Here is a 23,789-nt window from a genome sequence, read left to right as displayed (position 1 = left end):
CGTCGTCGCCGCACTCGTATGCGTGTACGTACTGCTTAGACGGTAGCGGGACCGAATCCCGCGCGGGCGCGGTGTGGTGACTCGTCATCAGGAAACGCAACCTCAGGGGGAGGGCCGGGCACGCCCGGTGAGGACTGGGGAGAGGTGGCTAGACGGCCATTCCGTACACGATGGTGAAGAGCGTCCCGAGTGAGCCGATGATGAAGACGCCGGTCAGACCCGCGACGATCAGGCCCTTGCCCTGCTCCGCGCTGAACGTGTCGCGCAGTGCCGTCGCGCCGATCCGTTGCTTTGCCGCACCCCAGATGGCGATGCCGAGGCAGAGCAGGATGGCTACGGCCATCACGACCTCGATCATGATGCGGGCCTCGCTGCCGAGACTCCCGAACGGCCCCCAGTTCGGTGCGATTCCGCCGATGATGGTGGTGATATCGCCCTTTTCGGCTGCCAGGATCATTAAGTCACCGCCCCTGTTGGGTAGTTCGCCCGTCTGCCGGACGGCAGAGAGCATCGCCCTATCTTCGCTGATGAAACCGCCCCGGTATGTCGACTTGGCGGCTCTCTTTAGCTGGTATCCGCACGCATGGTCGACTCCACCGCTCTGACCTGCGGCGCGGAGGGGGTGACCGGTCGGTTGTATGCGAAAACCCGTATGGTCACTCTGTGTATCACGGAGGGTGACTCCGGGCAATGACTGGCGTTAGGCACCGTTGCCTTGTTATGGGGGCGAGGGGGGCCGGGTGCGGGCGTCTACGCGTGCGGAGCCGTGGGCAGAGCCGTGGGCGTGGGTGGGGAGGCGTGGTGGTTCCGTACGCGCGAAGGAGCCCGGGCCACTGCGGCTGCGGGCTCCCCTCGGTACGCCTGTGGCACTCAGGCCTCGCTCAGGCCTCGTCGAAGAGGTCGTCGCTGGAGGTGGCGGTGTAGGCGCGTTCGAACCAGAGGTCGAGGACGGCGGTGTCGGTGCAGCCGAGTACGTGGCTGCGGACGTCGTCGGAGACGGCGAGCTTGCGCATGGCGAGCAGATGCAGGAGGGCTTCGGCCTTGCCCTCGGCCTTGCCCTCGGCCTTTCCCTCGGCTTTGCCCTCGCGGCGAAGCCTCTGTGAGGTTTCCGAGACGAAGTGGGAGAGGTCTACTGCCATCAGGTCCCTCCAGATTTGGGCTGCCGGGCTGGAACCCAGGCTCTGTTCGGTGTACTCGATGGAGGTGCTTGCGGTGTCGTCGTCGACGGGGGCGTTGTGGGCCCCTTTCGAGGGGCGCGGGGAACTGCGCGACCAGCCCTCACTCACCTGCCACATCCCCACCCACCCCTGGAGGGCCCGCCACCTTGTCGGGGTCTGGGGGCTTGCCCCCAGTTTCGGGAAGGGGCGGGGTGGGGTGAAGTCCCGCGCAGCGGGCCTCCGCCGTGGGGGCGTGAACCGGGACCGGGGTAGGCCGGGGCGGGGTGGGTGGCGACTCCGTCGGGGGCCGCCCCCTTGCCCGCCCGTCCCGCCCCCGGGGGGCGGCCCCGCCGCCCAAGCGGGCTACCGGGAGTGAAGGGATGGGAGGGGGCATGCGGCCCCGCCGCCCAAGCGGGCTATCAGGGGTGGGGAGGGGGTGCACGGGGCCGGGGAGCGCGGGATTCCCGGCGTGCTGGGGACGAGCTCCGGAGCGGCCTCGAAGATGCGATGCATCGCCTCGCGTCGTGCGATGAGCTGACCATGGGCGGAACGTAGCGGGGTGCGGCCGGGGTGCGGTGGGTGTTCGGGTGGGGGTCACGCGGACGGGTGAAGGGTCTGGAGGTGGGTGAGCGCCTCCAGACCCTTCAGGTGTAGCCGAACTGCCGTCGCCTCAGTTGTCGTTGAGGAACCTGTAGTTCTTGCACTCGGACGTCTTCTCGGCCTTGTAGCGGCAGAATTGGAAGCCGATGTACTTGCCCTCGGGCAGGTTCAGCTTGCCGCCCTCGCTGGCGCGGTGGGTGATGCAGTTGCCCTCGCCGCCGACCCAGGTGTTGTAGAGCAAGGAGCCGTACGCGTCGTCGAGTGCGACCCGCATGTGGACGGCGTAACCGTCCGCGTCGATGTCGCAGATCTTGACGATGTCGCCGTACTCGGTGAACTCCCCCTTGCCGCTGTAGCCGAACGCGCCCCAGGCGTCACCGGTGTTCATGGTGTGGTCGGCCGCCATGGCCGAGCCGCTGAAGCCGAAGGTGAGGGCGAAGGCGGTGGCGAGGACGCCGACGGCCCTCGTTCTCTTGCTGATTTTCATGTGCCGCAGCGTAGCGGCACAAGATCACGCGAAGATAGCGATTTTTGGCAGGTTCAGCTCAGGAGTGTGAGGGGGTAGGTGGGGAGTGGGGGTGAGCCGGGCGTGACGGGGTCGGTGACGGAGTCCTGGGAGCGGATCGAGGCGTGGCTCGCGCGGTATGCGCCCTTGACGTACGAGGCGTTGGAGCCGGCTGCGGAGCCTGCGGAGATCGCTGCGGCGGAGGAGGTGATGGGGCACCCGTTCCCCGGGGCGCTGCGGGAGTCCTTGCTGCGGCACGACGGAACGGGGTACCGGGTGCTACTGCCGTCGATGTGGATGCTGCTCGGGACGCGGCACATCGCGGACGCGTGGCAGTTGCGGAGGGAGATTTACGGCGAGGGGGCGGCCGAGGACGAGGAGGGGGATCCGGGCGGGGAGTACGGCCCCTGGTGGCACGCGCAGTGGGTTCCGTTCGCGGCGGACGGGGGTGGGGACTACTTGGTCATCGACCAGCGGGAGCATCGCCGGCGGGGGCGGCTTGGCCGTGCCGATCACGAGACCGGGTGCTGGTTCGTGCCGCATCTCATGTGGGGTTCGCTTCCGGCGCTGCTGGAGGCGACGGCCACGGCCATGGAGGCGGGCCGGGAGGTGGACGGATACCTCCCCGTCGTGACGGACGAGGGTGAACTGGAGTGGGAGTTCTGAGTCAGTCGACGCCCTCGACGAAGTGGTCGAACTCGCCGGCCTGTACGCCGAGGACGAAGGCGTCCCACTTGCGGCGGTTGGTGGTGACGACGGTGTCGGGGGCGGTGGTCTCGCGGAGGTAGACGGGGTCCTCGGGCCCCTCGCCCGGCCCGAAGGCGATCTCGATCCAGGGGCCGGGTCCTTCTTCGCCTTCGGGGGCGGCCCGGGTCCATCGGAGGTCGTCAGTGGGGTCGTCAGTGGGCTGCTCGGGCATGTACGTCGCCCTCCTTGAGTGCGTGGGTGAGGGCCGCGAAGGCGGTGGGGGTGGTGGTGACTATGGCTCCCGATGGGTCGCCGGACTCCGTCAAGTGAACGGCGCCGGGGGTGTCCGCCACGTGAACACAGGAATTGCCCTGGGCGCAGTACGAGGACTTCTGCCAGTCGTGCCTGGTCATGGGCTTCCCCCTACGTGAGTTTGTGGATGCTGCGGATGAGGTCACGGGTCCGCTCCGGAGTCAGCGCGATGGCCTCAATTTCGTCGAACAGGGCACGGTAGGCGAGCAGTTCGGGCCTGGTGAAGACGAAGCCGACGCCGTGTGACTGGTCGAGCTGGACTGTGTCCAGTTGAGGCACGGGGCCGTGCGCGTAGTAGATGGACTGCCCGGACCCCGGGAAAGCGCCGGCGCTGAACGGGATCGCCCGAATGGTGACGTGGCCGTGCTCGCTCATTTCCAGCAAGTGGTGGAGCTGGGCGCGAGCGGTCTTGGGCCCACCCACCTGGATGCGTAGGGCCGCTTCGTGGACGAGTGCTTGGTACGGGCGCGGCGTGTCGCCGTACAGGACTGCCTGGCGCTTGATGCGGAACGAGACCCGGTGCTCGACCTCCGAGGAATCCAGCCTCGGAACTGCCGTCCGTACGATCTCCTGCGCGTGCTCGAAAGTCTGCAGCAGGCCCGGCACATGGGCCGTGGTCGCGGTACGCAGGCTCATCCCGTGGTGCTCCAGCTCGGCGAGGTCGAGGAAGGCGGGCGGCAGGATGTCCCGATACTCGGACCACCACCCGCGCGTGCGGTCCTCGGCCATCACGGTCAGGGCGTCCACGAAGGGTTGATCGGTGCAGCCGTATGTGGCGGCCAGGACGCGGAGGCGTTCCGCGCTGACGCCGAACCGGCCGGTCTCGATATTGCTGAATTGACCCTGGCCGACGCCGAGCAAGCGCCCCACCTCGGTGGTGGTCAACCCGGCCCGCTCACGCATGCTGCGCAGCTCAGAGGCGACGCGCATGCGTCGGCCGGTCGCGGTGGGCTTGGCAGGCATGTAACTCCTCCTCCGGTTGCGCGAGTTCGCGGGGTCACTCACACGAGTGAGGGTAGGCCCAGATCGAGCGCTAAGCCCAAATAATACTTGGCGACCGCCTACTCTGATGGCAGGCCACCGCCTGGAAGTACCCCGCTCGACGGAGCGATCTGGTCACCAGGCACCCAGTGAGACACCCACGCCCAACTTCCCTCCGTGATCGGAGACTTCCGTGGCAACCGTATCCCCGCTGTGGTCCTACACCCTCCAGCTTCCGCATGATCCACGTGCGCCAGGGATCGCGCGCAGTACCCTTCGCGCCGTTCTCCGCTCGCACGGGCTCAATCAACTCTTCGAAACCGCCGAACTGTTGGCGAGTGAGCTGGTGACGAACGTGTATCTGCACACCTTCGGCGACTACGCCCTGCGGCTCCGTGACTGCGGGGGCGGGCGGGTCAGGGTGGGGGTGTGGGACACGAGCCCTTTCATCCCGGCGGCGTTCGACAAGGGGGCCGATGAGCCCTGGGAGGGGGCCGAGAGCGGGCGCGGGCTCTTCCTCGTACGGCTGTGCGCCGACGACTGGGGCGCGCACCTGCTCGGCGACTCCCTCTTCGGGTGCAACGGAAAGCTGCTGTGGGCCGAGTGCGGTCCCGCCGCGCATTAGGCGCAGGGGGTTACGCGGGCCACCAGCCCCAGGCCTGGGAGTGATTGCCCGTGTACGTCCACAGAGTGACCTTGTAGCCGGACTGACCGCTGTTGGCGTACGACGTGATCGCCTGGGAGGGGCGTGAGTACGGGTACACCTTCCCCTTGTCGTAGCCCCACTGCTGCGACGCCGCGTTGCTGCACGGCCAGATGGTGAGGCGGGTGCCGTTGGCGTACGCATTGCCCTCCGGGGTGAGGCACAGACCGCTCCTGTGGACGATCTGCCGGCCGCTCCAGTGCCAGACCTTCTCGTTGGCGCCGGGGGAGGAGCAGCTCATCTGGAGGACGTACGCACCCCTCACATTCGAGTAATCCTGGGTGTTCAGGCACAGGTCGTTGTGCGGCCACCCGTCGGCGAGCTGGACGAACCGCCCGCTCTCGGCGGCCTGGGCCTGCGGTGAGTGGGCCACACCCAGCGCGCCGAACCCGGCGGCTGCGGACAGCACGGCCATGACCTTGGTCAGCTTGCGAAATATCACTGCGCCTCCGCGGTGTCGGCGCATGGTCGCACGGGGCGGATCTTCCGGGCAGCTGCTTTTCCGGCCCCAACTCCCCCTGTGGGCACGGCAGTACGGCTCGGTAAAGTCAGCGGGGTGGAATCCCTAAGGCCCCGTCAGGATCCGGCGAGCATCGGCACGTACACCCTCCTCGCGCGGCTGGGGGCGGGTGGGATGGGGCAGGTGTATCTGGGTCGGTCGCCCGGTGGGCGGCTGGTGGCGATCAAGGTGATCCGGGACGAGATCACCGATCACCCGGAGGCGTTGTCGCGTTTTCGGCGCGAGGCGAACACGGTGCGGGCGGTGCGCAGTGCGTACACCGCGAATCTGATGGATGCCTCGCTGGAGGCGGCTCCGTACTGGATCGCGACCGAGTATGTGAGCGGGCCGACGCTCGCGCAGGCGGTGCGGGAACGGGGTGCCTTTCCGGCGGCGACGGCGCGTGGGTTGTGCGCGGCGCTGGCGGAGGGCCTGGCGAGCGTCCACGCGTACGACGTCACGCACCGGGACCTGAAGCCGATGAATGTGATCCTGGCGGCGCAGGGGCCGCAGCTGATCGACTTCGGGATCGCGCGGGGCGTCGGGGACACGGCGCTGACCGTGACCGGGATGGCGCCGGGAACGCCGGGGTTCACGGCTCCCGAGGTGCTCATACGTAATCAGGTCGGGCCGGAGGCGGATGTGTTCGCGCTCGGGGCGACGGTGGCGTACGCGGTGACGGGGCGGCCGCCGTTCGGGAGCGGGCCGACGGATGCGGTGTCGTACCGGGCCGTACACGAGCCGATAGACCTGGCGGGGGTCCTCGACCCGGGCCTGGTCGAGCTGGTCCGGGCATGCGTGGCGAAGGCGCCGGAGGACAGGCCCACGCCGGAGGAGGTCATACGGCGGTGCGGGGTGCGCACGGCGCTGGTCGATGACCTGGTGTACGGGGCGGTGGTCGGCGGCCTCGGGGAGTCGGTCCCGGAGGCGCCGGACGTGCTGCATGAGTTGCCTACGGGTGGGCCGGGGTTGGGGTACATCGCAACGGAGGGGGGTCCGGTGGCGCCGCAGCCCAGGAGGCGCCGGCCCTGGGTGGTGGCTGTTGCTGTGGGTGCGGTAGTTGGGGCAGCGATGGCGGCGACGTATGTATTGCTGCCGGAAAAGGGAGGAGAGGGTGGGAGTTCGTCAGGAACCGGTGGTGCCCCCCGCCCGACTGGCCAGCAGACCAGGGCCGGGACGCCGAGGCCAGCGAAGGACGCCGGGCTCGCAGCCGAGCCACCTACCCACATCGAGAACAACAAGATTTCCCGGGACTACTGGGTCAAGGACATGAGCCGCTGCAACCTTGCTTCCGAGGAACGTGCTCCCGGGGCAGATTTCCAGATGGCGGCCAGCAAGGACAAGGTCGAGTTCCGCATCAAGTACGCGCAGGCTGGGTTCGGTCAACGGCCGGCTCCGTACTACGTGTCCGTAGCGGTCAAGCCCCCGCACGAGATCGACTCTTCGACGGGCAAGCCGTACGAGGACCTCGTGATGGAGAACAAGCAGATCGGTTACAGCAGCCGACCGGTCGACGTGTACAAGAACTGGGAGACGGGCGACTTCATCACGTTGAAGTACCCCGAGGACTTCCAGAGCCACTTCAAGGGCAAGAGCACTCCCGCGATCCCTGTGGCGAACGATCCGGGGGACTGGACGGTCGTCTTCCACCACGTGAAGAGTGGGCCCGAGGACTACGTCAGCATTGCGTGCAGCGGCTTCGCGGTGGACGGTGGCCAGAATTAGACCGCTTGGCGCGGCCGCCAAAGGGCTGTGAAGCCGTCCTGGATGGGGGAGGGTTGAGGAGTGCGAAAAGTCTGGGTGGTCAGCGGGATCGGAATCGGGCTCAGCCTGGGCTTTATCGTGCTGCTCGTGGTGGGCACCTTCTCTGCCGCTGCCGGACTGGCGGGCCAGGGCGGGGCGGGGGGGCGAGCCGTCGGCCTTGCGAAGGGGGCAGTGCCTGCGCTCTACCAGCCGCTCGTCCAGAAGTGGGGCAACCTCTGTCCCGCCATCAACCCCGCTCTCCTCGCGGCGCAGTTGTATCAAGAGAGCGGATTCGATCCCCGGGCCAAGAGCCCTGCCAACGCGCGCGGCATCGCACAGTTCATCCCGGGAACCTGGGCCACCCACGGCGTGGACGGCGACAACGACGGGGACAAGGACATCTGGGACCCCGCCGACGCCATCCCCTCCGCCGCCTCCTACGACTGTGAACTCGCCGGGTACGTGAAGAAGGTCCCGGGCGACGCGACGAACAACATGCTCGCCTCCTACAACGCGGGCGCGTACGCCGTGATCAAGTACGGCGGCGTACCCCCGTACAAGGAGACCAAGAACTACGTAAAGATCATCCGCTCCCTGGAGCAGAGCTTCGCCAAGCCCGTGGGCCGGGTCACCCCCTCCCGGCAGGCCGCCGCCGCGATCTACTACGCGCAGAAGAAGCTCGGTACGCCGTACCTCTGGGGTGGTAACGGGACCAGCGACCAGCAGGGCCGCTTCGACTGCTCCGGGCTGACCCAGGCCGCGTACCGCACCGTCGACATCGAGCTGCCCCGGGTCGCCAACGACCAGTACAACGCGGGACCGCACCCCAGCCGCGAGGAGCTCCTTCCCGGGGACCTCGTCTTCTTCTCCGACGACCTCACCAACTCCCGCAAGATCCGGCATGTCGGGATCTACGTGGGCGGCGGCTACATGATCAACGCGCCCTACACGGGCGCCGTCATCCGATTCGACAAGATCGACACCCCGGACTACTTCGGTGCGACGCGAGTGACCGCAGATGGCGCAAAAGCGCTCCCCACGGCCAGGCCGGAAGCGTGACGGGAGTCCGTCGGAAGCTGACGGGCCTTCACATCTGGCCGGAACTCTCTGTAACGAGCCGCCCCTGAGCTGGGGCGATGCATCACTCTTCGATAACGTCATGGTGATCGTTCGGTAGAGAGTGGAACCCCGGCCGGGTACAGGGCGTTCCCTGGACGGGAGTATCGATCAGCGGACTGTCACGGGGGTGACGAACCCGTCCGGCACAACGACGTGCCGACGAGGCGGGCACACGCGCGAGAAGCGACACAGCAAGGCAAGGGGCCGACGACATGGCTGCATGGACGATGGAGGCGTCGAACCCCGACGTCAGCCTGCTCTACGACATCAACGGCATCGCCGTCGACGCCCCGAACTGGGCGGACCGGATCGTGGAGTACGTCGGCGAGTACGGCATGCTGCTCGGCATCGTCCTGGTGGGCGTCTGGTGCTGGTGGCGCGGGCGCAGCCGGGGCACCGCCGACGACTCGGTGGCTTCGGCGGCGGCGATTGTCTGGGCACCGCTGGCGGCCGGCATCGCGCTGCTGGTGAACATCCCGATCCGGGGGTTCGTGGAGCGGCCGCGTCCGTTCCTGGAACACAAGGGACTTGAAGTCCTGGTCGACGGGAAGACCGACTACTCGTTCGTGAGCGACCACGCGACGCTCGCGATGGCGCTGGCCGTCGGAATCTTCATGGCCAACCGGAAGCTGGGCCTGCTGGGGATCGCGCTGGCCGTGGTCGCGGGGGTGTGCCGGGTGTACATGGGGGTGCACTACCCGTCGGATGTGGTGGGCGGGTTCGCGCTGGGTACGGCCGTGGCGCTGCTGCTCGCGCCGCTGGCGGCGATGGTGCTGACGCCGGTGATGTCGGCGATCTCCCGGTGGGGTGTGGTGAGTTCGCTGGTACGGACGCGAGAGGCGCGGGAGGCGGACGAGGAGCGACGGGCGGCCACGCTGGCGGGCCAGGCCCGGCTGGCGGCGGAGGCGCGGCGTCGGGGCGAGGGCGGGCCCGGGGTCAACGACCTCGCGGCGTAGGGCTGTTCATGGTGCGTAAGCGTGAGGCTGTTCGCGGCGGCTGGGCGTAGGGCTGTTCACAGGGCCTGGGGGAAGTCGAAGACGTGGTCCGGGTCGTGGCGGGACTTGAGTGTGGTGAGGCGGTCGGCGGCGGAGCCGAAGTAGGCGCGGCGCCAGTCGGGGAGCGTGGGGTCGGTGTAGTTCTGGTACGCCGATCCCGAGGCGTGCCGACGCATGGACGCGTGGGTGGTGGTGAGCCAGCGCTGCTGGGCGGTGCCGGGGGTGCCCGGGCGCCAGGAGGCCGTGTACTGGGCGAGCATGCGCATGCGGCGGTGGACGAACGCGGTGGCCTCGGGGGCGACGCGGTTGACGGCGCCGCCGAGTGCGGTGAGCGCGATGGTGGCGCCGCCCCCGCCCTGGGCGGTGGTGACCCGGGTGAAGTTCTCGACGCCGGAGAGCAGGGTGCGTACGCCCGCCGGGTCGAGCGCACGGGCGAAGAAGTCGGAGCGGGAGTCGTACGTCTCGCGGCCCAGCGCACCCTCCGGGGTGCGGCCCGGGGTGGTGCCGGGCAGGTGGCACTGCGCGTCGGAGAGGTCGGCGCAACCGGCGTACAGGCGCATCGCCTCGCGGTAGCTGTGCGGGCGCAGGCTCGTCGAACGGGGTGCCGCCCGCACCGCTTCGGCGAGGCGGTCGACGGCGTTGGCGAGATCACTGTGGGTGCCCAGGGAGCAGAGGGAGACCGAGACGGTGGGGTTGCCGCCGCCGGCGCCTGCGGAGAAGTGCGCGGCGGACCAGATCTCGTCGCTCTGGCCGGGGCCCCACTGCTGCCAGGCGGTGAGGACCGCCGGGGCCTGTGACCAGGGCCAGGTGAGGTTGCCGGTGACGGTGCGGGCGGCCGGGTGGGTGCGGAATTCGAGGCTGGTGACGACGCCGAACTGGCCGTTTCCGGCGCCGCGCAGGGCCCAGAAGAGGTCGGGGTTCTCCTTGGCGTCACAGCGGAGGGTGCTGCCGTCGGCGGTGACCAGGGTGGCGGCGGTGAGGCTGTCGCAGGTCAGGCCGTACGCGCGGGAGACGACGCCGTGGCCGCCGCCGAGGGTGAGGCCGGAGATGCCGACGGACGGGCAGGAGCCGCCGGGAACGGTGCGGCCGGAGGCGGCGAGGGTCTCGTAGACGTCGATGAGTCGGGCGCCGGCGGAGACGGTGGCGGTGTGGGAAGCGGTGTGGGAAGCGGCGGCTGCTGTGGTGCCGGTGGTTTTGATGTGGTCGAGCTTTGATACGTCGATGATCAGGCGGCCGGTGCCGGAGGACCAGCCGGCGTAGGAGTGGCCGCCGTTGCGGATGGCGACGGGGGTGCGGGTCGCGCGGGCGTACGCGAGGGCCGCGCGGACGTCGGCCTCGTGGGCGACGTAGGCGATGGCGGCGGGCTTCAGGTGGTCGAAGCGGGTGTTGTAGAGGCGGTGGGCGGAGGCGTAGTCGGGGGACTGCGGGAGGAGGAGGGGGCCGTCGAGGGTGCGGGCGAGGGCGGGCCAGTCCTGGGGGCGGTTGGTGGGGGTGCTGGTGGGCGGCTTCGGGTCCGGCTTCGGTGGGGTGGTGGGGGTGGGGGTGGGGCTGGGGGTGGGTGCGGGGGGCTCCGCGGATTGGCAGGCGGCTGCGGTGGTGGCGGCGGTTGCGGCCAGGGCGGTGGTGAGGAGGGTGCGGCGGGGCGGGTGCGGCTGAGGGCGCTGGGGCATGGAGCCTCCCGGAGACGAGACGGCCCGGTGGGGGGTGGGGGTCCTTGAGGCCGCGGTTTCCTTTGCCCGGGGTGGGGTGGGGTTGAAACCGGATCAGCGTTGCTGGGCGTGGGCGGTGGCGTCCTGGCGGGCCTTGTCGCGGCTGCGGCGGGAGGGGCCTCGCCAGCCGCAGGGGCAGTGGGCGTAGGCGAAGGAGCCGGCCTCGGAGGTGGTGGCGGGGTGCGGGCCGGGCGGGTTCTGGAAATCCGGGGCCGGGGCCGGGGGGTCTTTCTGGGGCACGGAGTCACGGTACTGGCGGAGCCGGGGGGTGCGGCCCCCGGGCCGGATGAACTCCCGGTGACAGGGACGGCGGGCGGCGGGCGCCCGGCCGGGGTTCGGCCCACGGCTCGCACGCGGGCTGTGAGCCCGTGCGCCGGAGGGGAGGGCGTGACGGAGGTGCGGGTGGGGTCGTTGTACGGGGCGAGCAGGGGGCTCGTATCTCCGGAAGCAGGCGGGATGGACAGGGTCAGAGGTGGGGCGGTCGGGCTGGTGGCCGTGGTCGGACTGGTGGGGGTGACCGCCGGGTGCGGTGGCGCAGGAGCCGCCGCGGACGACCGGGCGACCGGCGACCCGGCGGAGGTCGTACGAAGAGCGGCCGACGCGGTGCTGCGGGCCGGGAGCGCCGGAGCGGTGCGTACGGGGATGGAGATGGCGGCCGGGGGGACCAGGGTCACCATCCGGGGCGAGGGCAGCTACGACTTCCGGGGACGGACGGGGCAGTTGCGGCTGATGCTGCCGACCGGTCCGCCCGGACAGCAGGAGCACCGGCCGATGGTGGAGGTGTTCGCGCCGGGTGCGCTGTACATGAAGAACCGGGGGGCCGGGGTTCCGGAGGGGAAGTGGGTGCGGATCGAGACGGCCGCGCTCGCCGACGGAAATCTGGTCACGGGCGGGGCGACGGATCCGCTGGCGGCGGTGGAACTGTTGCGGGGGGCGGCGGGGGTGACGTACGTCGGGAAGGAAGCCGGCGGGCGGCTGCGGCACTATCGCGGGGTGGCGGATCTGCCGCGGGCGGCCAGGGCGGCTTCGCCGGAGTTGCGGGGCGCGTTGGGGGCGGCGGCGAAAGGGTTCTCCACGAAGAGCGTGCCGTTCGACGTGTACCTGGACGAGCGGGGGCGGGTGAGTAAGGTGCGTCACCGGTTCAGCTTCGTGAACGGGGGCAAGGACGTGGCGGTGGCGTCGACGACGTCGCTGGAGGCGTTCGGGAAGCCGGTGCGGGTGGTGCTGCCGCCGGCGAAGGACATCTATGCCGGGAAGATCCGGCAGTAGCCCGGCGTGCACCGGCGCATGGTGAGGGCGGGTGGGGGCGAAATGGCCCGTCCGTGCCATGCGCGGTGTGTGTCGTTCTCCCTACGCTAGGGAGTCGGCCCTGCGGCACAGGCAAAGTCGGGAAGAGGTGATGCAGGTGGCTTCGATGCGTGGTGCGGTCGTGCAGGACCGCGTTGCTCTCGCCGAGATTGAGTTGTGTGGTGAGTTGATGATCGCGGCGTCCTCGGCGGATGGGGAGAGGTTGAGTCCGGATCGGATCGATGAGGTTCTGCGGGCGGCGAAGGAGTTCGAGTAGGGGGTGTACGGGGTCGGAGGCGGGCCGGGACATGCGAAGAGGGAGGCAGCGGGGGCTGCCTCCCTCTTCGGGTGGTGGGGCACTTAGGTGGGCCGGGGTGGGTGCGACTCCGTCGGGGGCCGCCCGCTTGGGCGGCCCCCGACGCCCAAGCGGGCTGCGGGGGCAGAGACGTTAGCCGAAGGCCAGTTGGACGGCCCAGAAGCTGGCGGCTGCTACGGCGGCGGCGGCGGGCATGGTGATGAACCAGCCCATCACGATGTTCTTGGCCACGCCCCAGCGCACGGCGCGGGAGCCCTTGGTGGAGCCGACGCCCATGATCGCGGAGGTGATCACGTGGGTGGTGGAGATGGGGGCGTGGAACATGAAGGACGCCGTGTACATGACCGACGCGGCGGTCGTCTCGGCCGCGAAGCCCTGGGGCGGGTCCAGCTCGATGATGCGGCGGCCGAGGGTGCGCATGATGCGCCAGCCGCCCGCGTAGGTGCCCAGGGAGAGGGTCACCGCACAGGCGATCTTGACCCAGATCGGGATGGCGTCGTTCTGCCCCTCGACGTCGGCGATGACCAGGGCCATCACCACGATGCCCATGGTCTTCTGCGCGTCCTGGAGGCCGTGACCGAGCGCCATGCCCGCCGCCGAGACCGTCTGGGCGATACGGAAGCCGCGCTTCGCCTTGTGCGGGTTGGACCTCCGGAACATCCACATGATCGCGACCATGACGAGATAGCCGATGATCAGGCCGACGAACGGGGAGAGGAACATCGGGATGACGACCTTGGACAGGACGCCGCCCCAGATGACCTCGGTGCCGCCCGCCAGCGCCGCGCCCACCATGCCGCCGAACAGGGCGTGGGAGGAGGACGACGGCAGACCGAAGTACCAGGTGACGAGGTTCCACACGATGGCGCCGACGAGCGCGGCGAACAGGATCGCCATGCCCTTCTGGCCGTGCGGGGTGGCGATGAGGCCTTCACTGACGGTCTTCGCGACACCCTGGCCGAGGAACGCGCCGGCCAGGTTCATGACGGCGGCCATGGCGAGGGCGGCCCGGGGGGTGAGCGCCCGGGTCGACACCGAGGTCGCGATCGCGTTCGCGGAGTCGTGGAAGCCGTTGGTGTAGGTGAAGCCGAGCGCGACTCCGATGGTCACGATCAGCGCAAAGGTGTCCACGAAGTCAGGACTCCTTGACGGCGATGGTCTCCACCGTGTTCGCCACGTGCTCGAACGCGTCGGCGGCCTCTTCGAGGACGTCCACGATCTGCTTGAGCTTCAGCACCTCCATGGCGTCGTACTTGCCGTTGAAGAGCTGGGCCAGCAGCTTGCGGTGGATCTGGTCGGCCTGGTTCTCCAGGCGGTTGACCTCGATCCAGTACTCGGTGAGGTTGCTCATCGTGCGCAGTCCGGGCATGGCCTCGGCGGTCAGCACGGCCGCGCGGGCGAGGACCTCGATCTGCTGCTCGACGCCCTTGGGCAGTTCTTCCACCTGGTAGAGGACGACCAGGTCGACGGCCTCCTCCATGAAGTCCATGATGTCGTCGAGCGACGACGCGAGGTTGTAGATGTCCTCGCGGTCGAACGGCGTGATGAACGAGGAGTTCAGCTGGTGGAAGATCGCGTGAGTGGCGTCGTCGCCCGCGTGCTCCGCTGCCCGCATCCGCTCCGCGATCTCGGCCCGGGCGGAGGAATCCGCGCCGAGCAGTTCCATGAGGAGCTTGGAGCCCGTGACGATGTTGTCCGCGGATGCGGAGAACATGTCGTAGAAGCTCGTCTCCCGGGGGGTCAGACGAAAGCGCACGTGGGGTCCTCGGGGTGCATTGGATTCGGTCAGGCTGATGCTAGGCGCATCATCCGGCCACGGCTAACCGGCGTTCCTCAGTGTCGCCCATCGGGCAGAGTGGCGGGCAGCGGCCCCCGCAGGCTGCTTGAAAGCGCCGTAGAATATACCCACGAGGGGTATTGAACCCCGTTGATTTCCCCAGGAGGACGCGATGACGACCACCGAAGAGGCGGCCGGTGTGGCCGGTAATGACGCGCCCTCCGAGCCGGCTGTGACGCACGGCTACCACAAGCAGAAGGACGAACATCTCAAGCGGCTGCGGCGGATCGAGGGGCAGATCCGGGGTTTGCAGCGGCTGGTCGACGAGGACGTCTACTGCATCGACATACTCACGCAGGTGTCGGCGTCGACGAAGGCGTTGCAGTCGTTTGCGTTGCAGTTGCTGGAGGAGCACTTGAGGCACTGTGTCGCGGATGCGGCGTTGAAGGGTGGGGCGGAGATCGACGAGAAGGTCGAGGAAGCGACCAAGGCGATCGCGCGGATGCTGAGGACGTAGGCGGGGGTACGGGGGTGGCCCCGCCGCCCGAGCGGGCTGGGGTGTGGCGGGGGCAGGGGAAAAGGCTTCGCCCCGCCGGAACTCTGGGTTCCGGCGGGGCGAAGGGGTCTCGCGGTGGCACCGCCATGCAGCACCGCGAGGGTTGAGGGGGCCCGGGGGCCGGGGCGGCTAGCCGAAGCGGCCGGAGATGTAGTCCTCGGTGGCCTGCACGGAGGGGTTGGAGAAGATCCGCTCGGTCTCGTCGATCTCGATGAGCTTGCCGGGCTGGCCGACCGCGGACAGGTTGAAGAAGGCGGTGCGGTCGGAGACGCGGGCCGCCTGCTGCATGTTGTGGGTGACGATCACGATGGTGAAGCGCTCCTTGAGCTCCCCGATCAGGTCCTCGATGGCGAGGGTGGAGATCGGGTCGAGCGCGGAGCAGGGCTCGTCCATCAGCAGGACCTGGGGCTCGACCGCGATGGCGCGGGCGATGCACAGGCGCTGCTGCTGACCGCCGGAGAGGCCCGAACCCGGCTTGTTCAGGCGGTCCTTGACCTCGTTCCAGAGGTTGGCGCCCTTGAGGGACTTCTCGACGACGTCGGCCAGTTCGGCCTTCTTGTACGAGCCGTTGAGGCGCAGGCCCGCCGCCACGTTGTCGAAGATCGACATGGTGGGGAAGGGGTTGGGGCGCTGGAAGACCATGCCGACGGTGCGGCGGACCGACACCGGGTCGATGTTGGAGGCGTACAGGTTCTCGTCGTCCAGCATCACCTTGCCCTCGACCCGGCCGCCGGGGGTGACCTCGTGCATCCGGTTGAGGGTGCGCAGGAAGGTGGACTTGCCGCAGCCGGAGGGGCCGATGAAGGCCGTCACCGAGCGGGGCTCGACGGTCATGGAGATGTCGTCGATGGCCTTGTGGGTGCCGTAGTAGGCGGAGAGGCCCGATACGTCGATTCGCTTTGCCATGATGCGGTCACTTCGCTTTCTGGGGTGTCGCGCTAGCGACCGGTCTTGGGGGCCTTCCAGCGGGCGATGCCGCGAGCCACCAGGTTGAGGATCATGACGAAGGCGATCAGGACCAGGGCGGCTGCCCACGCACGGTCGTACGACGCCTCGCTGCCTACCCGGTACTGCTCCCAGATGTAGAAGGGGAGCGAGGACTGGGCGCCGTCGAAGGGGTTCGAGTTGATCAGCTGGGAGCCGAAGACCAGCAGCATGATCGGGGCGGTCTCCCCGGCGATGCGGGCGATGGCCAGCATGACGCCGGTGGTGATGCCGCCGACGGCGGTCGGCAGGACCACCTTCAGGATCGTGCGCCACTTCGGGACACCGAGGGCGAGGGAGGCCTCGCGCAGCTCGTTGGGGACCAGCTTGAGCATCTCCTCGGTGGAGCGGACGACCACCGGGACCATCAGGATGGCCAGCGCGAGCGCGCCCATGATGCCGGAGGGGCCGAGACCGAAGAGCAGCATGATCGAGAGCAGGAAGAGCCCCGCGACGATCGAGGGGATGCCGGTCATGACGTCCACGAAGAACGTCACGGCCTTGGCGAGCGAGCCCTTGCCGTACTCCACCAGGTAGACGGCCGCGAGCAGGCCGACCGGCGCGGCGAACAGGGTGGCCAGGCCGACCTGTTCCAGGGTGCCGATCAGTGCGTGGTAGATGCCGCCGCCGGGCTCGAAGCCGGGGACGCCGGACATCGAGTGGGTGAGGAAGTAGCCGTCCAGCACCTTGATGCCGCGCCCGATCGTCGTCCACAGCAGGGAGGCGAGGGGGACGACCGCGAGGATGAAGCAGACCCAGACGACGCTGGTGGCGACGCGATCCTTGGCCTGGCGCTTGCCTTCGACCGCGGTGCCGACCGTGTAGGTCAGGACGACGAAGAAGAGTGCGGCGAGCAGGCCCCACTGGACCTTGCTCTGCCAGCCGGCCAGGGTGCCCAGGCCGACGCCGAGGGCGAGGGAGACGACCGCGAAGCCGAGCGGGGCCCAGCGGGGGAGGCTCCTGCCCGCGAGGGAGGAGGGGCGGGGGGCGGGGGTGGGCTGTGCGTCCTTGGTCATCGTTGCCTGGCTCATGCGTTGGCCCCCGAGTACTCCTTGCGGCGGGCGATGATCAGCCGTGCCGCGCCGTTGACCAGCAGGGTGAGGACGAAGAGGACCAGGCCGGAGGCGATCAGCGCGTCCCGGCCGAACTCGTTGGCCTCGTCGAACTTCGCGGCGATGTTCTGCGCGAAGGTGCCGCCGCCCGCGTCCAGGAGGTGGAAGGAGAGGAGGAAGTTGGGGGAGAGGACGGTGGCGACGGCCATCGTCTCGCCGAGTGCGCGGCCCAGGCCGAGCATCGAGGCGCTGATCACACCGGAGCGTCCGAAGGGCAGGACCGACATCCGGATGACTTCCCAGCGGGTGGCGCCCAGGGCGAGGGCGGCTTCCTCGTTCATCTTCGGGACCTGGAGGAAGACCTCCCGGCTGACGCTGGTGATGATCGGCAGGATCATGATCGCGAGCAGGACGCCGACGGTGAAGAGGTTGCGGGCCGCGCCCATCTCGGTCTTGTCGAAGATGACCGTCCAGCCGAGGTAGCTGTCCATCCAGGAGTTGAGTCCGTCGAGGTACGGGACGAGGACGAGGGCGCCCCAGATGCCGTAGACGATCGAGGGGACCGCGGCGAGGAGATCGACGACGTACGCGAGCGGGGCGGCGAGCTTGCGCGGCGCGTAGTGCGAGATGAAGAGGGCGATGCCGACGGCGATCGGGACCGCGATGACCATCGCGATGACCGAGCTGACGACGGTGCCGTAGAGGAGTACGGCGATGCCGAAGACGGGGGGCTTGGCGGCCGGGTCCCAGTCGAAGGTGGTGAGGAAGTTCCCCTCGTTGGAGGAGAGGGCGACGCTGGCCCGGACCGTGAGGAAGACGGCGATGGAGGCCATCACGACGAGGATCAGGATGCCGGAGCCGCGGGAGAGGCCGAGGAAGATCTTGTCGCCGGGGCGGGTGGTGCTCTTCGCCTTGGCGGGGGGTGGTGGGGGCGGGGACTCTATTTCGGGTGGGGCGGTGGTGATCGACATGGCGGGTCTTTCCGGTCTGGGAGGTTCCCCCGGGGGAGGGGGTACCGGGCGGCGGTGCACCGGATGGGTTGGGAGTGGGGGTACGGGGCCGGGGTGGGCCGGGGCGGGGCGGGAGGCGACTCCGTCGGGGGCCGCCCCCTTGCCCGCCCGTTCCGCCCCCGGGGGGCGGCCCCGCCGCCCAAGGGGGCGGCGGTATAGCGAGCAGGGGGCGGCGGTGAGGCCGCCCCCTGGGAGGGTTACTTCAGGCCGGCGACGATCTCGCGGACCTTGGTGTTGATTTCGGCGGGGATCGGCGCGTAGCCGTTGTCGGAGAGGATCTTCTGGCCCTCGTCCGAGGCCGTGTAGCCGAGGAAGGACTTCACGTTGGCCAGCGAGTCCGCGTTGTTGCCGGAGTCGCAGACGATCTCGTACGTGACCAGGACCAGCGGGTACGCGCCCTCGGCCTTGGTCGTGTAGTCCAGGCTGAGCGCCAGGTCCTTGCCGGTGCCCTTGACCTTGGCGGCGGCGATCGCCTTGGACGCGTTCTCCGAGGTGGCGGCGACGGGGGCCGCGGCGCCCGTGCTGACCTTGATGGTCGGGATGGACTGCGAGGTCGCGTAGCTCAGCTCGAAGTAGCCGATGGAGCCTTCCACCTGCTTGACCTGGGCTGCGACACCTGCGGAGCCGTTCGCGCCCTGGCCGCCGGGAGCGGGCCACTTCTTCTCGGCCTCGTACTTCCAGTCGTTGGGGGCGGCCTTGCCCAGGTACTTGCCCAGGTTCTGCGTGGTGCCCGAGTCGCCGGAGCGGTGGACCGACTGGATCTCCTTGTCCGGCAGCTTGGCGTCCGGGTTCAGCTTGACGATCGCCGGGTCGTTCCACTTCTTGATCTGGTTGTTGAAGATCTTGGCGGTGGCGGAGGCGTCGAGGACCAGGCTGTCGACACCGGGCAGGTTGTAGCCGATCGCGATGGGGCCGCCGACCATCGGCAGGTTGATGCCCTGGCCGGACTTGCAGATCTTCTTCGAGTCCGCGACCTCTTCGGGCTTCAGCGCCGAGTCGGAACCGGCGAAGCCGACCGTTCCTGCGGTGAAGTTGGTGATGCCCTCACCCGAGGAGGAGGACTTGTAGTTGATCTCCACGCCCTCGCAGGCGGCCATGTAGTTCTTGACCCAGAGGTCCATGGCGTTCTTCTGCGCGGAGGAGCCGGAGGCGAGCAGCTTGCCCTTGGCGCCGTCGCACTTGACGTTCTTGGCGGAGGCCGAGTTGGCGGTGCCACCGGTGGAGCCGGTGTTGTTGTCCGAGCCGCACGCCGTGAGGAGCAGGGCGCCGGAGACGGCGAGGGCGCCGACTGCGGTGGCGCGGAGCCGGTTCTTGCGCTGGAGCTTCATCACTCTCTGGTTCCTTCCGGGGGCCCGGCCCTTGCGGCGGGCGGCATGCGGGGATGTGGCGCTATGTCGGTACTTGGTCTGGAGAGGTTTCCGGCCGGGTGGCCGTTGCCTCGCAAGTACGAAATTAGGCAGAACAGGTGAAGCGGCCTATGGGGGAGAGTGAACGCGAGGTGAACCGTGGCGGGCGTTCAGGGGGGCCGGATCAGAGGTCAGGTCCTGGACAGGACCCGGACAGCACGAAGGCCCCGGACAGCACGAAGACCCCCGCCGCACCGGGCGGCGGGGGCGAGGCGCCTCGGAGTGCTCCCGGGCCCTACGGCCCGACCGCGGCCAGCAGTGCGCGGACCAGGGGCCGGTCGCGGGGCTGGCTGAGACGGTTGCGGGCGGCGGCAGGCGGGAGCCACAGCAGGCGGTCCACCTCGTCGTTGGGTACGAAGTGGCCGGTGGTGGCCTCGGCGGCCCAGTAGTCGACCTGTTTGGGGCGGCCGTGGGCGACGTAACGCACCGTGGGTAGCCGGGCCCCCGGCGCGCACCGGAAGCCGGTCTCCTCCAGGACCTCGCGCAGCGCCCCCGTCAGCGGGTCCTCGCCGCGTTTGAGCTTGCCCTTGGGGTACGACCAGTCGTCGTAACGGGGCCTGTGCACCAGGCAGATCTCGATGCCGTCGTCGTACGGGGAGCGCCGCCACAGCACGCAGCCCGCCGCGAGCACCGTCGTCCCTACGGGGTTCATCCCGACACTGCCTCCCTCGTCGGTGTTCCTGCCGCGAGCCGCCACTGGCGCTGGAAGGCGAACCGGGCCGCCTCCACCTCGTGGCGCTGCTGGGAGTGGAGTACCCCGAGCGCGTACGCCGTGGCCGGGGCGATCCGGGCGGTACGGGCCGCGGCTGCCGCCGCCGAGGCGGCCTCGGCGGCGTCGCGGTGCCGGTCCAGGGTGCGGCTGGCCTCGGCGAGGGCAGTGGTGTCGCCGCCGGTGACCTCCTGGGCGTACCGGTGCAGGCGGAGCAGCAGACGGACCTGGTGCCAGGGGGAGTCCTGGCCCTCGTGGACGGCTTCCGCGTTGTACGGGCGGGCCGCGCGACCCAGCGGGAGTACGGCCACCGCTTCGGTCAGCCGGTGGGCGGCGTGTGCCGCGTAGGGGGCCGGGTCGTCGGGTGCGACCGGTGCCTCGGAGGCGAGCACCGCCACCGCGTCGGCCACCGCGTGGAACCGGGAGGAGCCCAGCGCCTGGAGTGCGGCGGAGTGCGCGCGGGTCCGGGCCAGGGTGAGCTGCCGCTCCAGCAGGGCGCCGGCCCTGGCGATGCCGAGGGTGGTCTCGCGGGAGGGTGCGGGGGGCGAGGGAGGCGCGGGCGACGCTCCGTTACGGGAGGTGGCGTTACGGGGGGAGCCCTGGGCCGGCACCGGGCCCGGCTCTCCCAGTTGCTGCAACCCCTCCAGCAGCCGCCCCAGCTGCTCGGCGTGCGCGTGCTCGCGGGCCAACGTCCCCGAGAGCCAGGCCAGTTCGCCCCGCAGCGGGTCCGACCAGGCCCGGTCGGTCAGTGGCCGGAAGGTGTGCAGCGCCCCGCCGATCCGCCGTGCGGCCCGCCGCATGTCCAGCGCCGAGCGCGTCGACAGCTCGGGGTCGGTGGCCTCGGAACCCTCCCGGTGCCGCCGCAGCGCCCGCAGGAACTCGGCGGCCTGCCCGTGCAGATAGGGGACCAGTTCCCCGTGCTCCGGAGCTGGTGCTGCCGGGCGTCCCGGCACCGCATCGATGTCATGGTGTGGCACGTCGGCGCCTCCGGGCGTCGATCAGCATTTCCTGTACATGGCGCAAGGGATGTCCGTCCGCGTCCGTCGAGTGGCGGGTCCAGTTGCCGTCCGGGCCGAGGTGCCAGGAGGAGGTGGTGTCCGACATGCCGGTCTCCAGGAGGCGGCTGAGCGCCGCCCGGTGCGCCGGGTCGGTCACCCGTACCAGCGCCTCTATCCGGCGGTCCAGGTTCCGGTGCATCATGTCCGCGCTGCCGAACCACACTTCGGGCTCGCCGCCGTTGCCGAAGGAGAAGACCCGGGAGTGCTCCAGGAAGCGGCCGAGGACGGACCGCACCCGGATGTTCTCCGAGAGTCCGGTGACCCCGGGGCGTACCGCGCAGATGCCCCGTACCCACACGTCGACCGGCACCCCCGCCTGCGAAGCCCGGTAGAGCGCGTCGATGATCGCCTCGTCGACCATCGAGTTGACCTTGATCCGGACGAAGGCGGGACGACCGGCCAGGTGGTGGACGGCCTCCTTGTTGATGCGTGAGATCAGGCCGTCGCGCAGGGACTTGGGGGCGACGAGCAGCCGTCGGTAGGTCTCGCGGCGCGAGTAGCCGGACAGGCGGTTGAAGAGGTCGGAGAGGTCGGCGCCGACCTGCGGATCCGTGGTGAGCAGCCCCAGGTCCTCGTACAGCCGGGCCGTCTTCGGGTGGTAGTTGCCGGTTCCCACATGGGAGTAGCGGCGCAGGGTGTCGCCCTCCTGCCGTACCACGAGCGACAGCTTGCAGTGCGTCTTCAGCCCGACCAGGCCGTAGACGACGTGGCAGCCCGCCTCCTCCAGCTTCCGCGCCCACTTGATGTTGGCCTGCTCGTCGAAACGGGCCTTGATCTCGACCAGTACCAGGACCTGCTTGCCGGACTCGGCGGCGTCGATCAGTGCGTCGACTATCGGCGAATCGCCCGAGGTCCGGTACAGCGTCTGCTTGATGGCCAGTACGTCGGGGTCGGCCGCCGCCTGCTCCAGGAAGAGCTGGACGGAGGTGGAGAAGGAGTCGTAGGGGTGGTGCAGGAGTACGTCGCGCTCGCGCAGCGCAGCGAAGATGTCGGGCGCGGAGGCGGACTCCACCTCGGCGAGGTCGCGGTGGGTGCCCGCGAGGAAGCGCGGGTACTTCAACTCGGGGCGGTCCAGCCCGGAGATGCCGAAGAGACCGGTGAGGTCGAGCGGGCCGGGAAGCGGGTAGACCTCGGCGTCCGAGACCTTCAACTCCCTTACCAGCAGGTCGAGTACGTACGGGTCGATGGACTCCTCGACCTCCAGGCGCACCGGCGGCCCGAAGCGGCGCCGCATCAGCTCCTTCTCCAGGGCCTTGAGGAGGTTCTCGGCGTCGTCCTCCTCCACTTCCAGGTCCTCGTTGCGGGTCACCCGGAACATGTGGTGGGCGAGGACCTCCATGCCCGGGAAGAGCTCTTCGAGGTGCGCCGCGATGACGTCTTCGAGCGGTACGTAGCGCTCGGGGGACGCCTCCAGGAAGCGGGAGAGCAGCGGCGGGACCTTCACGCGGGCGAAGTGGCGGTGGCCGGAGACCGGGTTGCGGACGACCACGGCCAGGTTGAGGGAGAGGCCGGAGATGTACGGGAAGGGGTGGGCCGGGTCGACCGCGAGGGGGGTCAGCACCGGGAAGATCTGCTGGCGGAAGAGGGTGAAGAGGCGGGCCTGCTCCTTCTCCGTGAGGTCCGGCCAGCGGATCAGGTGGATGCCCTCGTCGGCCAGGGCGGGCGAGATGTCCTGCTGGTAGCAGGCGGCGTGCCGGGCCATGAGTTCGCGGGAGCGGGTCCAGATCTGGTCCAGGACCTCGCGGGGCTGGAGGCCCGAGGCGGAACGGGAGGCGACACCGGTCGCGATGCGGCGCTTGAGGCCGGCCACCCGGACCATGAAGAACTCGTCCAGGTTGCTGGCGAAAATCGCCAGGAAATTAGCCCGTTCGAGGAGGGGGGTCGCCGGATCCTCGGCCAGTTCGAGGACTCGCTCGTTGAAGGCGAGCCAGCTGCGCTCGCGGTCCAGGAAGCGGCCCTGGGGGAGCGGGGCGCGGGTGCCGTCGCCGTGGGCGTCCTCGGATTCCTCGTACATGTCGACGTCCGCGTCGAGGTCGGGGTCCAGGCCGGGGGAACTGCCGGTGGAGCCGTTGCGGGCGTGCAGACGGTGGGAGGCTATGGAGCCCACGGAGGGCTGGGGGCGGCCGGGGGCGGGGGTGTCGGTGCGGTCGTGGTCCCAGTCGCGGTGGAGGGCCCTCTCGCGGTCCGCGATTCGGTCCCGGTCCCGGGCTTTGTCCCGGCCTTTGTCCCGGTCTCTGTCCTGGCCCTTGTCCCGGTCCTCGGTATGAGCCTGCGGCTGGGGCGTGGGCTGCGGCGGCTCCGCGTTCGGCGACGGCTGCGCGTGCTGAACGGGGACCTCGGCGCTGGCGCGGGGCTTCGGCTGCTGGCTCATGGCCCCATTCTTCCGCGTGGGACCCTCGGCGGGCGCGCCGAAATAGAGCGCTGCGTGGGGTGGGGACGCGTGGGGTCGCATTGAGCGAGCTTCGCAAGGGTGTCTGAATGGGGGGTTACGGGGAGGTGGCATGGGAGGGCCGGGGCGGGGGCGGATGGGGTACGGGAACGGGGACAGACGGGGTACGGGAACGGGGTGGTTGCCCCGGGCTCCCGCTGCCCGGGGCAACCACCCCGTCGTACTTCCTGCCCCT

General features: G+C 69.7%; 26 protein-coding genes. 8 read left to right on the top strand and 18 right to left on the bottom strand.

Annotation, left to right across the window (positions count from 1 at the left end):
- Positions 1–148: 148 nt before the first annotated feature.
- The 3 genes from ACIA73_RS27845 to ACIA73_RS27835 all read right to left on the bottom strand — a co-directional run bounded on the left by ACIA73_RS27845 (position 149) and on the right by ACIA73_RS27835 (position 2,244).
- Complete coding sequence (locus ACIA73_RS27845) at positions 149–457, bottom strand: hypothetical protein (RefSeq protein ID WP_384346002.1); 309 nt, start codon at positions 455–457, stop codon at positions 149–151.
- Positions 458–881: 424 nt separating this feature from the next.
- A complete protein-coding gene (locus tag ACIA73_RS27840; protein WP_399441488.1) occupies positions 882–1,295 on the bottom strand; it encodes a hypothetical protein in 414 nt (137 codons plus the stop codon).
- A gap of 532 nt (positions 1,296–1,827) precedes the next feature.
- Positions 1,828–2,244 carry a hypothetical protein gene (locus tag ACIA73_RS27835; protein ID WP_399441487.1) on the bottom strand — a complete coding sequence of 139 codons (417 nt, stop codon included), beginning with the start codon at positions 2,242–2,244 and terminating at the stop codon, positions 1,828–1,830.
- Between the two features lie 102 nt (positions 2,245–2,346).
- On the opposite strand from ACIA73_RS27835, the gene ACIA73_RS27830 reads away from it, so the two are divergent.
- Positions 2,347–2,928: an SMI1/KNR4 family protein gene (locus tag ACIA73_RS27830; RefSeq protein WP_399441486.1), complete on the top strand. Its 582-nt coding sequence runs from the start codon at positions 2,347–2,349 to the stop codon at positions 2,926–2,928.
- A gap of 1 nt (position 2,929) precedes the next feature.
- Here the strand turns inward: ACIA73_RS27830 and ACIA73_RS27825 are convergent, their stop codons facing one another.
- From ACIA73_RS27825 to ACIA73_RS27815, 3 genes are read right to left on the bottom strand one after another with little or no spacing between them, the layout of a single operon-like run.
- Complete coding sequence (locus ACIA73_RS27825) at positions 2,930–3,181, bottom strand: DUF397 domain-containing protein (RefSeq protein ID WP_399441485.1); 252 nt, start codon at positions 3,179–3,181, stop codon at positions 2,930–2,932.
- Complete coding sequence (locus tag ACIA73_RS27820) at positions 3,162–3,362, bottom strand: DUF397 domain-containing protein (RefSeq protein ID WP_399441484.1); 201 nt, start codon at positions 3,360–3,362, stop codon at positions 3,162–3,164. The genes ACIA73_RS27825 and ACIA73_RS27820 overlap by 20 nt, the downstream gene beginning before the upstream one ends.
- Before the next feature lie 10 nt (positions 3,363–3,372).
- Positions 3,373–4,224, bottom strand: coding sequence for a helix-turn-helix domain-containing protein (locus tag ACIA73_RS27815; protein WP_399441483.1), 852 nt, complete (start codon positions 4,222–4,224; stop codon positions 3,373–3,375).
- 211 nt (positions 4,225–4,435) lie between these two features.
- On the opposite strand from ACIA73_RS27815, the gene ACIA73_RS27810 reads away from it, so the two are divergent.
- Positions 4,436–4,867, top strand: coding sequence for an ATP-binding protein (locus tag ACIA73_RS27810; RefSeq protein ID WP_399441482.1), 432 nt, complete (start codon positions 4,436–4,438; stop codon positions 4,865–4,867).
- A 10-nt stretch (positions 4,868–4,877) separates the two neighbouring features.
- Here the strand turns inward: ACIA73_RS27810 and ACIA73_RS27805 are convergent, their stop codons facing one another.
- On the bottom strand, positions 4,878–5,387 hold the full coding sequence (locus ACIA73_RS27805) for an RICIN domain-containing protein (RefSeq protein WP_399441481.1): 510 nt from the start codon (positions 5,385–5,387) through the stop codon (positions 4,878–4,880).
- 114 nt (positions 5,388–5,501) lie between these two features.
- Here ACIA73_RS27805 and ACIA73_RS27800 point away from each other — a divergent pair, with 114 nt between their 5' ends.
- The 3 genes from ACIA73_RS27800 to ACIA73_RS27790 all read left to right on the top strand — a co-directional run bounded on the left by ACIA73_RS27800 (position 5,502) and on the right by ACIA73_RS27790 (position 9,262).
- A complete protein-coding gene (locus ACIA73_RS27800) occupies positions 5,502–7,169 on the top strand; it encodes a serine/threonine-protein kinase (RefSeq protein ID WP_399441480.1) in 1,668 nt (555 codons plus the stop codon).
- Between the two features lie 60 nt (positions 7,170–7,229).
- The gene (locus ACIA73_RS27795) at positions 7,230–8,246 is read left to right on the top strand and encodes an NlpC/P60 family protein (RefSeq protein ID WP_399441478.1); all 1,017 of its coding nucleotides are present in this window, start codon (positions 7,230–7,232) and stop codon (positions 8,244–8,246) included.
- 272 nt (positions 8,247–8,518) lie between these two features.
- Positions 8,519–9,262, top strand: coding sequence for a phosphatase PAP2 family protein (locus tag ACIA73_RS27790; RefSeq protein ID WP_399441477.1), 744 nt, complete (start codon positions 8,519–8,521; stop codon positions 9,260–9,262).
- Between the two features lie 56 nt (positions 9,263–9,318).
- Here ACIA73_RS27790 and ACIA73_RS27785 read toward each other — a convergent pair whose 3' ends face one another.
- Both ACIA73_RS27785 and ACIA73_RS27780 read right to left on the bottom strand, forming a co-directional pair.
- Complete coding sequence (locus ACIA73_RS27785; protein WP_399441476.1) at positions 9,319–10,971, bottom strand: FAD-binding oxidoreductase; 1,653 nt, start codon at positions 10,969–10,971, stop codon at positions 9,319–9,321.
- Positions 10,972–11,064: 93 nt separating this feature from the next.
- A complete protein-coding gene (locus ACIA73_RS27780) occupies positions 11,065–11,250 on the bottom strand; it encodes a hypothetical protein (protein WP_399441475.1) in 186 nt (61 codons plus the stop codon).
- 216 nt (positions 11,251–11,466) lie between these two features.
- Between ACIA73_RS27780 and ACIA73_RS27775 the strand changes: the two genes are divergently transcribed.
- Both ACIA73_RS27775 and ACIA73_RS27770 read left to right on the top strand, forming a co-directional pair.
- Positions 11,467–12,279: a hypothetical protein gene (locus tag ACIA73_RS27775; RefSeq protein ID WP_399441474.1), complete on the top strand. Its 813-nt coding sequence runs from the start codon at positions 11,467–11,469 to the stop codon at positions 12,277–12,279.
- Between the two features lie 136 nt (positions 12,280–12,415).
- The gene (locus ACIA73_RS27770; protein WP_399441510.1) at positions 12,416–12,574 is read left to right on the top strand and encodes a hypothetical protein; all 159 of its coding nucleotides are present in this window, start codon (positions 12,416–12,418) and stop codon (positions 12,572–12,574) included.
- A 171-nt stretch (positions 12,575–12,745) separates the two neighbouring features.
- Here ACIA73_RS27770 and ACIA73_RS27765 read toward each other — a convergent pair whose 3' ends face one another.
- A complete protein-coding gene (locus tag ACIA73_RS27765) occupies positions 12,746–13,744 on the bottom strand; it encodes an anion permease (RefSeq protein WP_399441473.1) in 999 nt (332 codons plus the stop codon).
- A gap of 4 nt (positions 13,745–13,748) precedes the next feature.
- Positions 13,749–14,369 (bottom strand): DUF47 domain-containing protein, encoded by a 621-nt coding sequence (locus ACIA73_RS27760; protein WP_398423448.1) that lies wholly within the window; start codon positions 14,367–14,369, stop codon positions 13,749–13,751.
- Positions 14,370–14,562: 193 nt separating this feature from the next.
- Here ACIA73_RS27760 and ACIA73_RS27755 point away from each other — a divergent pair, with 193 nt between their 5' ends.
- Entirely contained in the window at positions 14,563–14,907 is a 345-nt protein-coding gene (locus tag ACIA73_RS27755; RefSeq protein ID WP_399441472.1) for a metal-sensitive transcriptional regulator, read from the top strand.
- Positions 14,908–15,075: 168 nt separating this feature from the next.
- On the opposite strand, the gene pstB is transcribed toward ACIA73_RS27755, so the two are convergent.
- The 7 genes from pstB to ACIA73_RS27720 form a co-directional block, all read right to left on the bottom strand.
- Positions 15,076–15,852, bottom strand: coding sequence for a phosphate ABC transporter ATP-binding protein PstB (gene pstB / locus ACIA73_RS27750; RefSeq protein ID WP_399441470.1), 777 nt, complete (start codon positions 15,850–15,852; stop codon positions 15,076–15,078).
- A 32-nt stretch (positions 15,853–15,884) separates the two neighbouring features.
- Complete coding sequence (gene pstA / locus ACIA73_RS27745) at positions 15,885–16,961, bottom strand: phosphate ABC transporter permease PstA (RefSeq protein WP_399441469.1); 1,077 nt, start codon at positions 16,959–16,961, stop codon at positions 15,885–15,887.
- Positions 16,958–17,953, bottom strand: a complete 996-nt coding sequence (gene pstC, locus ACIA73_RS27740; RefSeq protein WP_399441468.1) for a phosphate ABC transporter permease subunit PstC — start codon at positions 17,951–17,953, stop codon at positions 16,958–16,960. The genes pstA and pstC overlap by 4 nt, the downstream gene beginning before the upstream one ends.
- A 236-nt stretch (positions 17,954–18,189) precedes the next feature.
- Positions 18,190–19,320 (bottom strand): phosphate ABC transporter substrate-binding protein PstS, encoded by a 1,131-nt coding sequence (gene pstS, locus ACIA73_RS27735; RefSeq protein WP_399441467.1) that lies wholly within the window; start codon positions 19,318–19,320, stop codon positions 18,190–18,192.
- Between the two features lie 313 nt (positions 19,321–19,633).
- Positions 19,634–20,050: an NUDIX hydrolase gene (locus tag ACIA73_RS27730; RefSeq protein ID WP_399441466.1), complete on the bottom strand. Its 417-nt coding sequence runs from the start codon at positions 20,048–20,050 to the stop codon at positions 19,634–19,636.
- Entirely contained in the window at positions 20,047–21,084 is a 1,038-nt protein-coding gene (locus tag ACIA73_RS27725) for a CHAD domain-containing protein (RefSeq protein ID WP_399441465.1), read from the bottom strand. Before ACIA73_RS27725 ends, ACIA73_RS27730 begins: the two co-directional genes overlap by 4 nt.
- A complete protein-coding gene (locus tag ACIA73_RS27720) occupies positions 21,071–23,536 on the bottom strand; it encodes an RNA degradosome polyphosphate kinase (RefSeq protein WP_399441464.1) in 2,466 nt (821 codons plus the stop codon). Before ACIA73_RS27720 ends, ACIA73_RS27725 begins: the two co-directional genes overlap by 14 nt.
- Positions 23,537–23,789: the final 253 nt, after the last annotated feature.

Source organism: Streptomyces sp. NPDC051561, assembly GCF_044454195.1.
In the GTDB taxonomy this organism is placed as follows: Bacteria; Actinomycetota; Actinomycetes; order Streptomycetales; family Streptomycetaceae; genus Streptomyces.
This window is presented reverse-complemented; position numbering and strand designations above follow the sequence as displayed.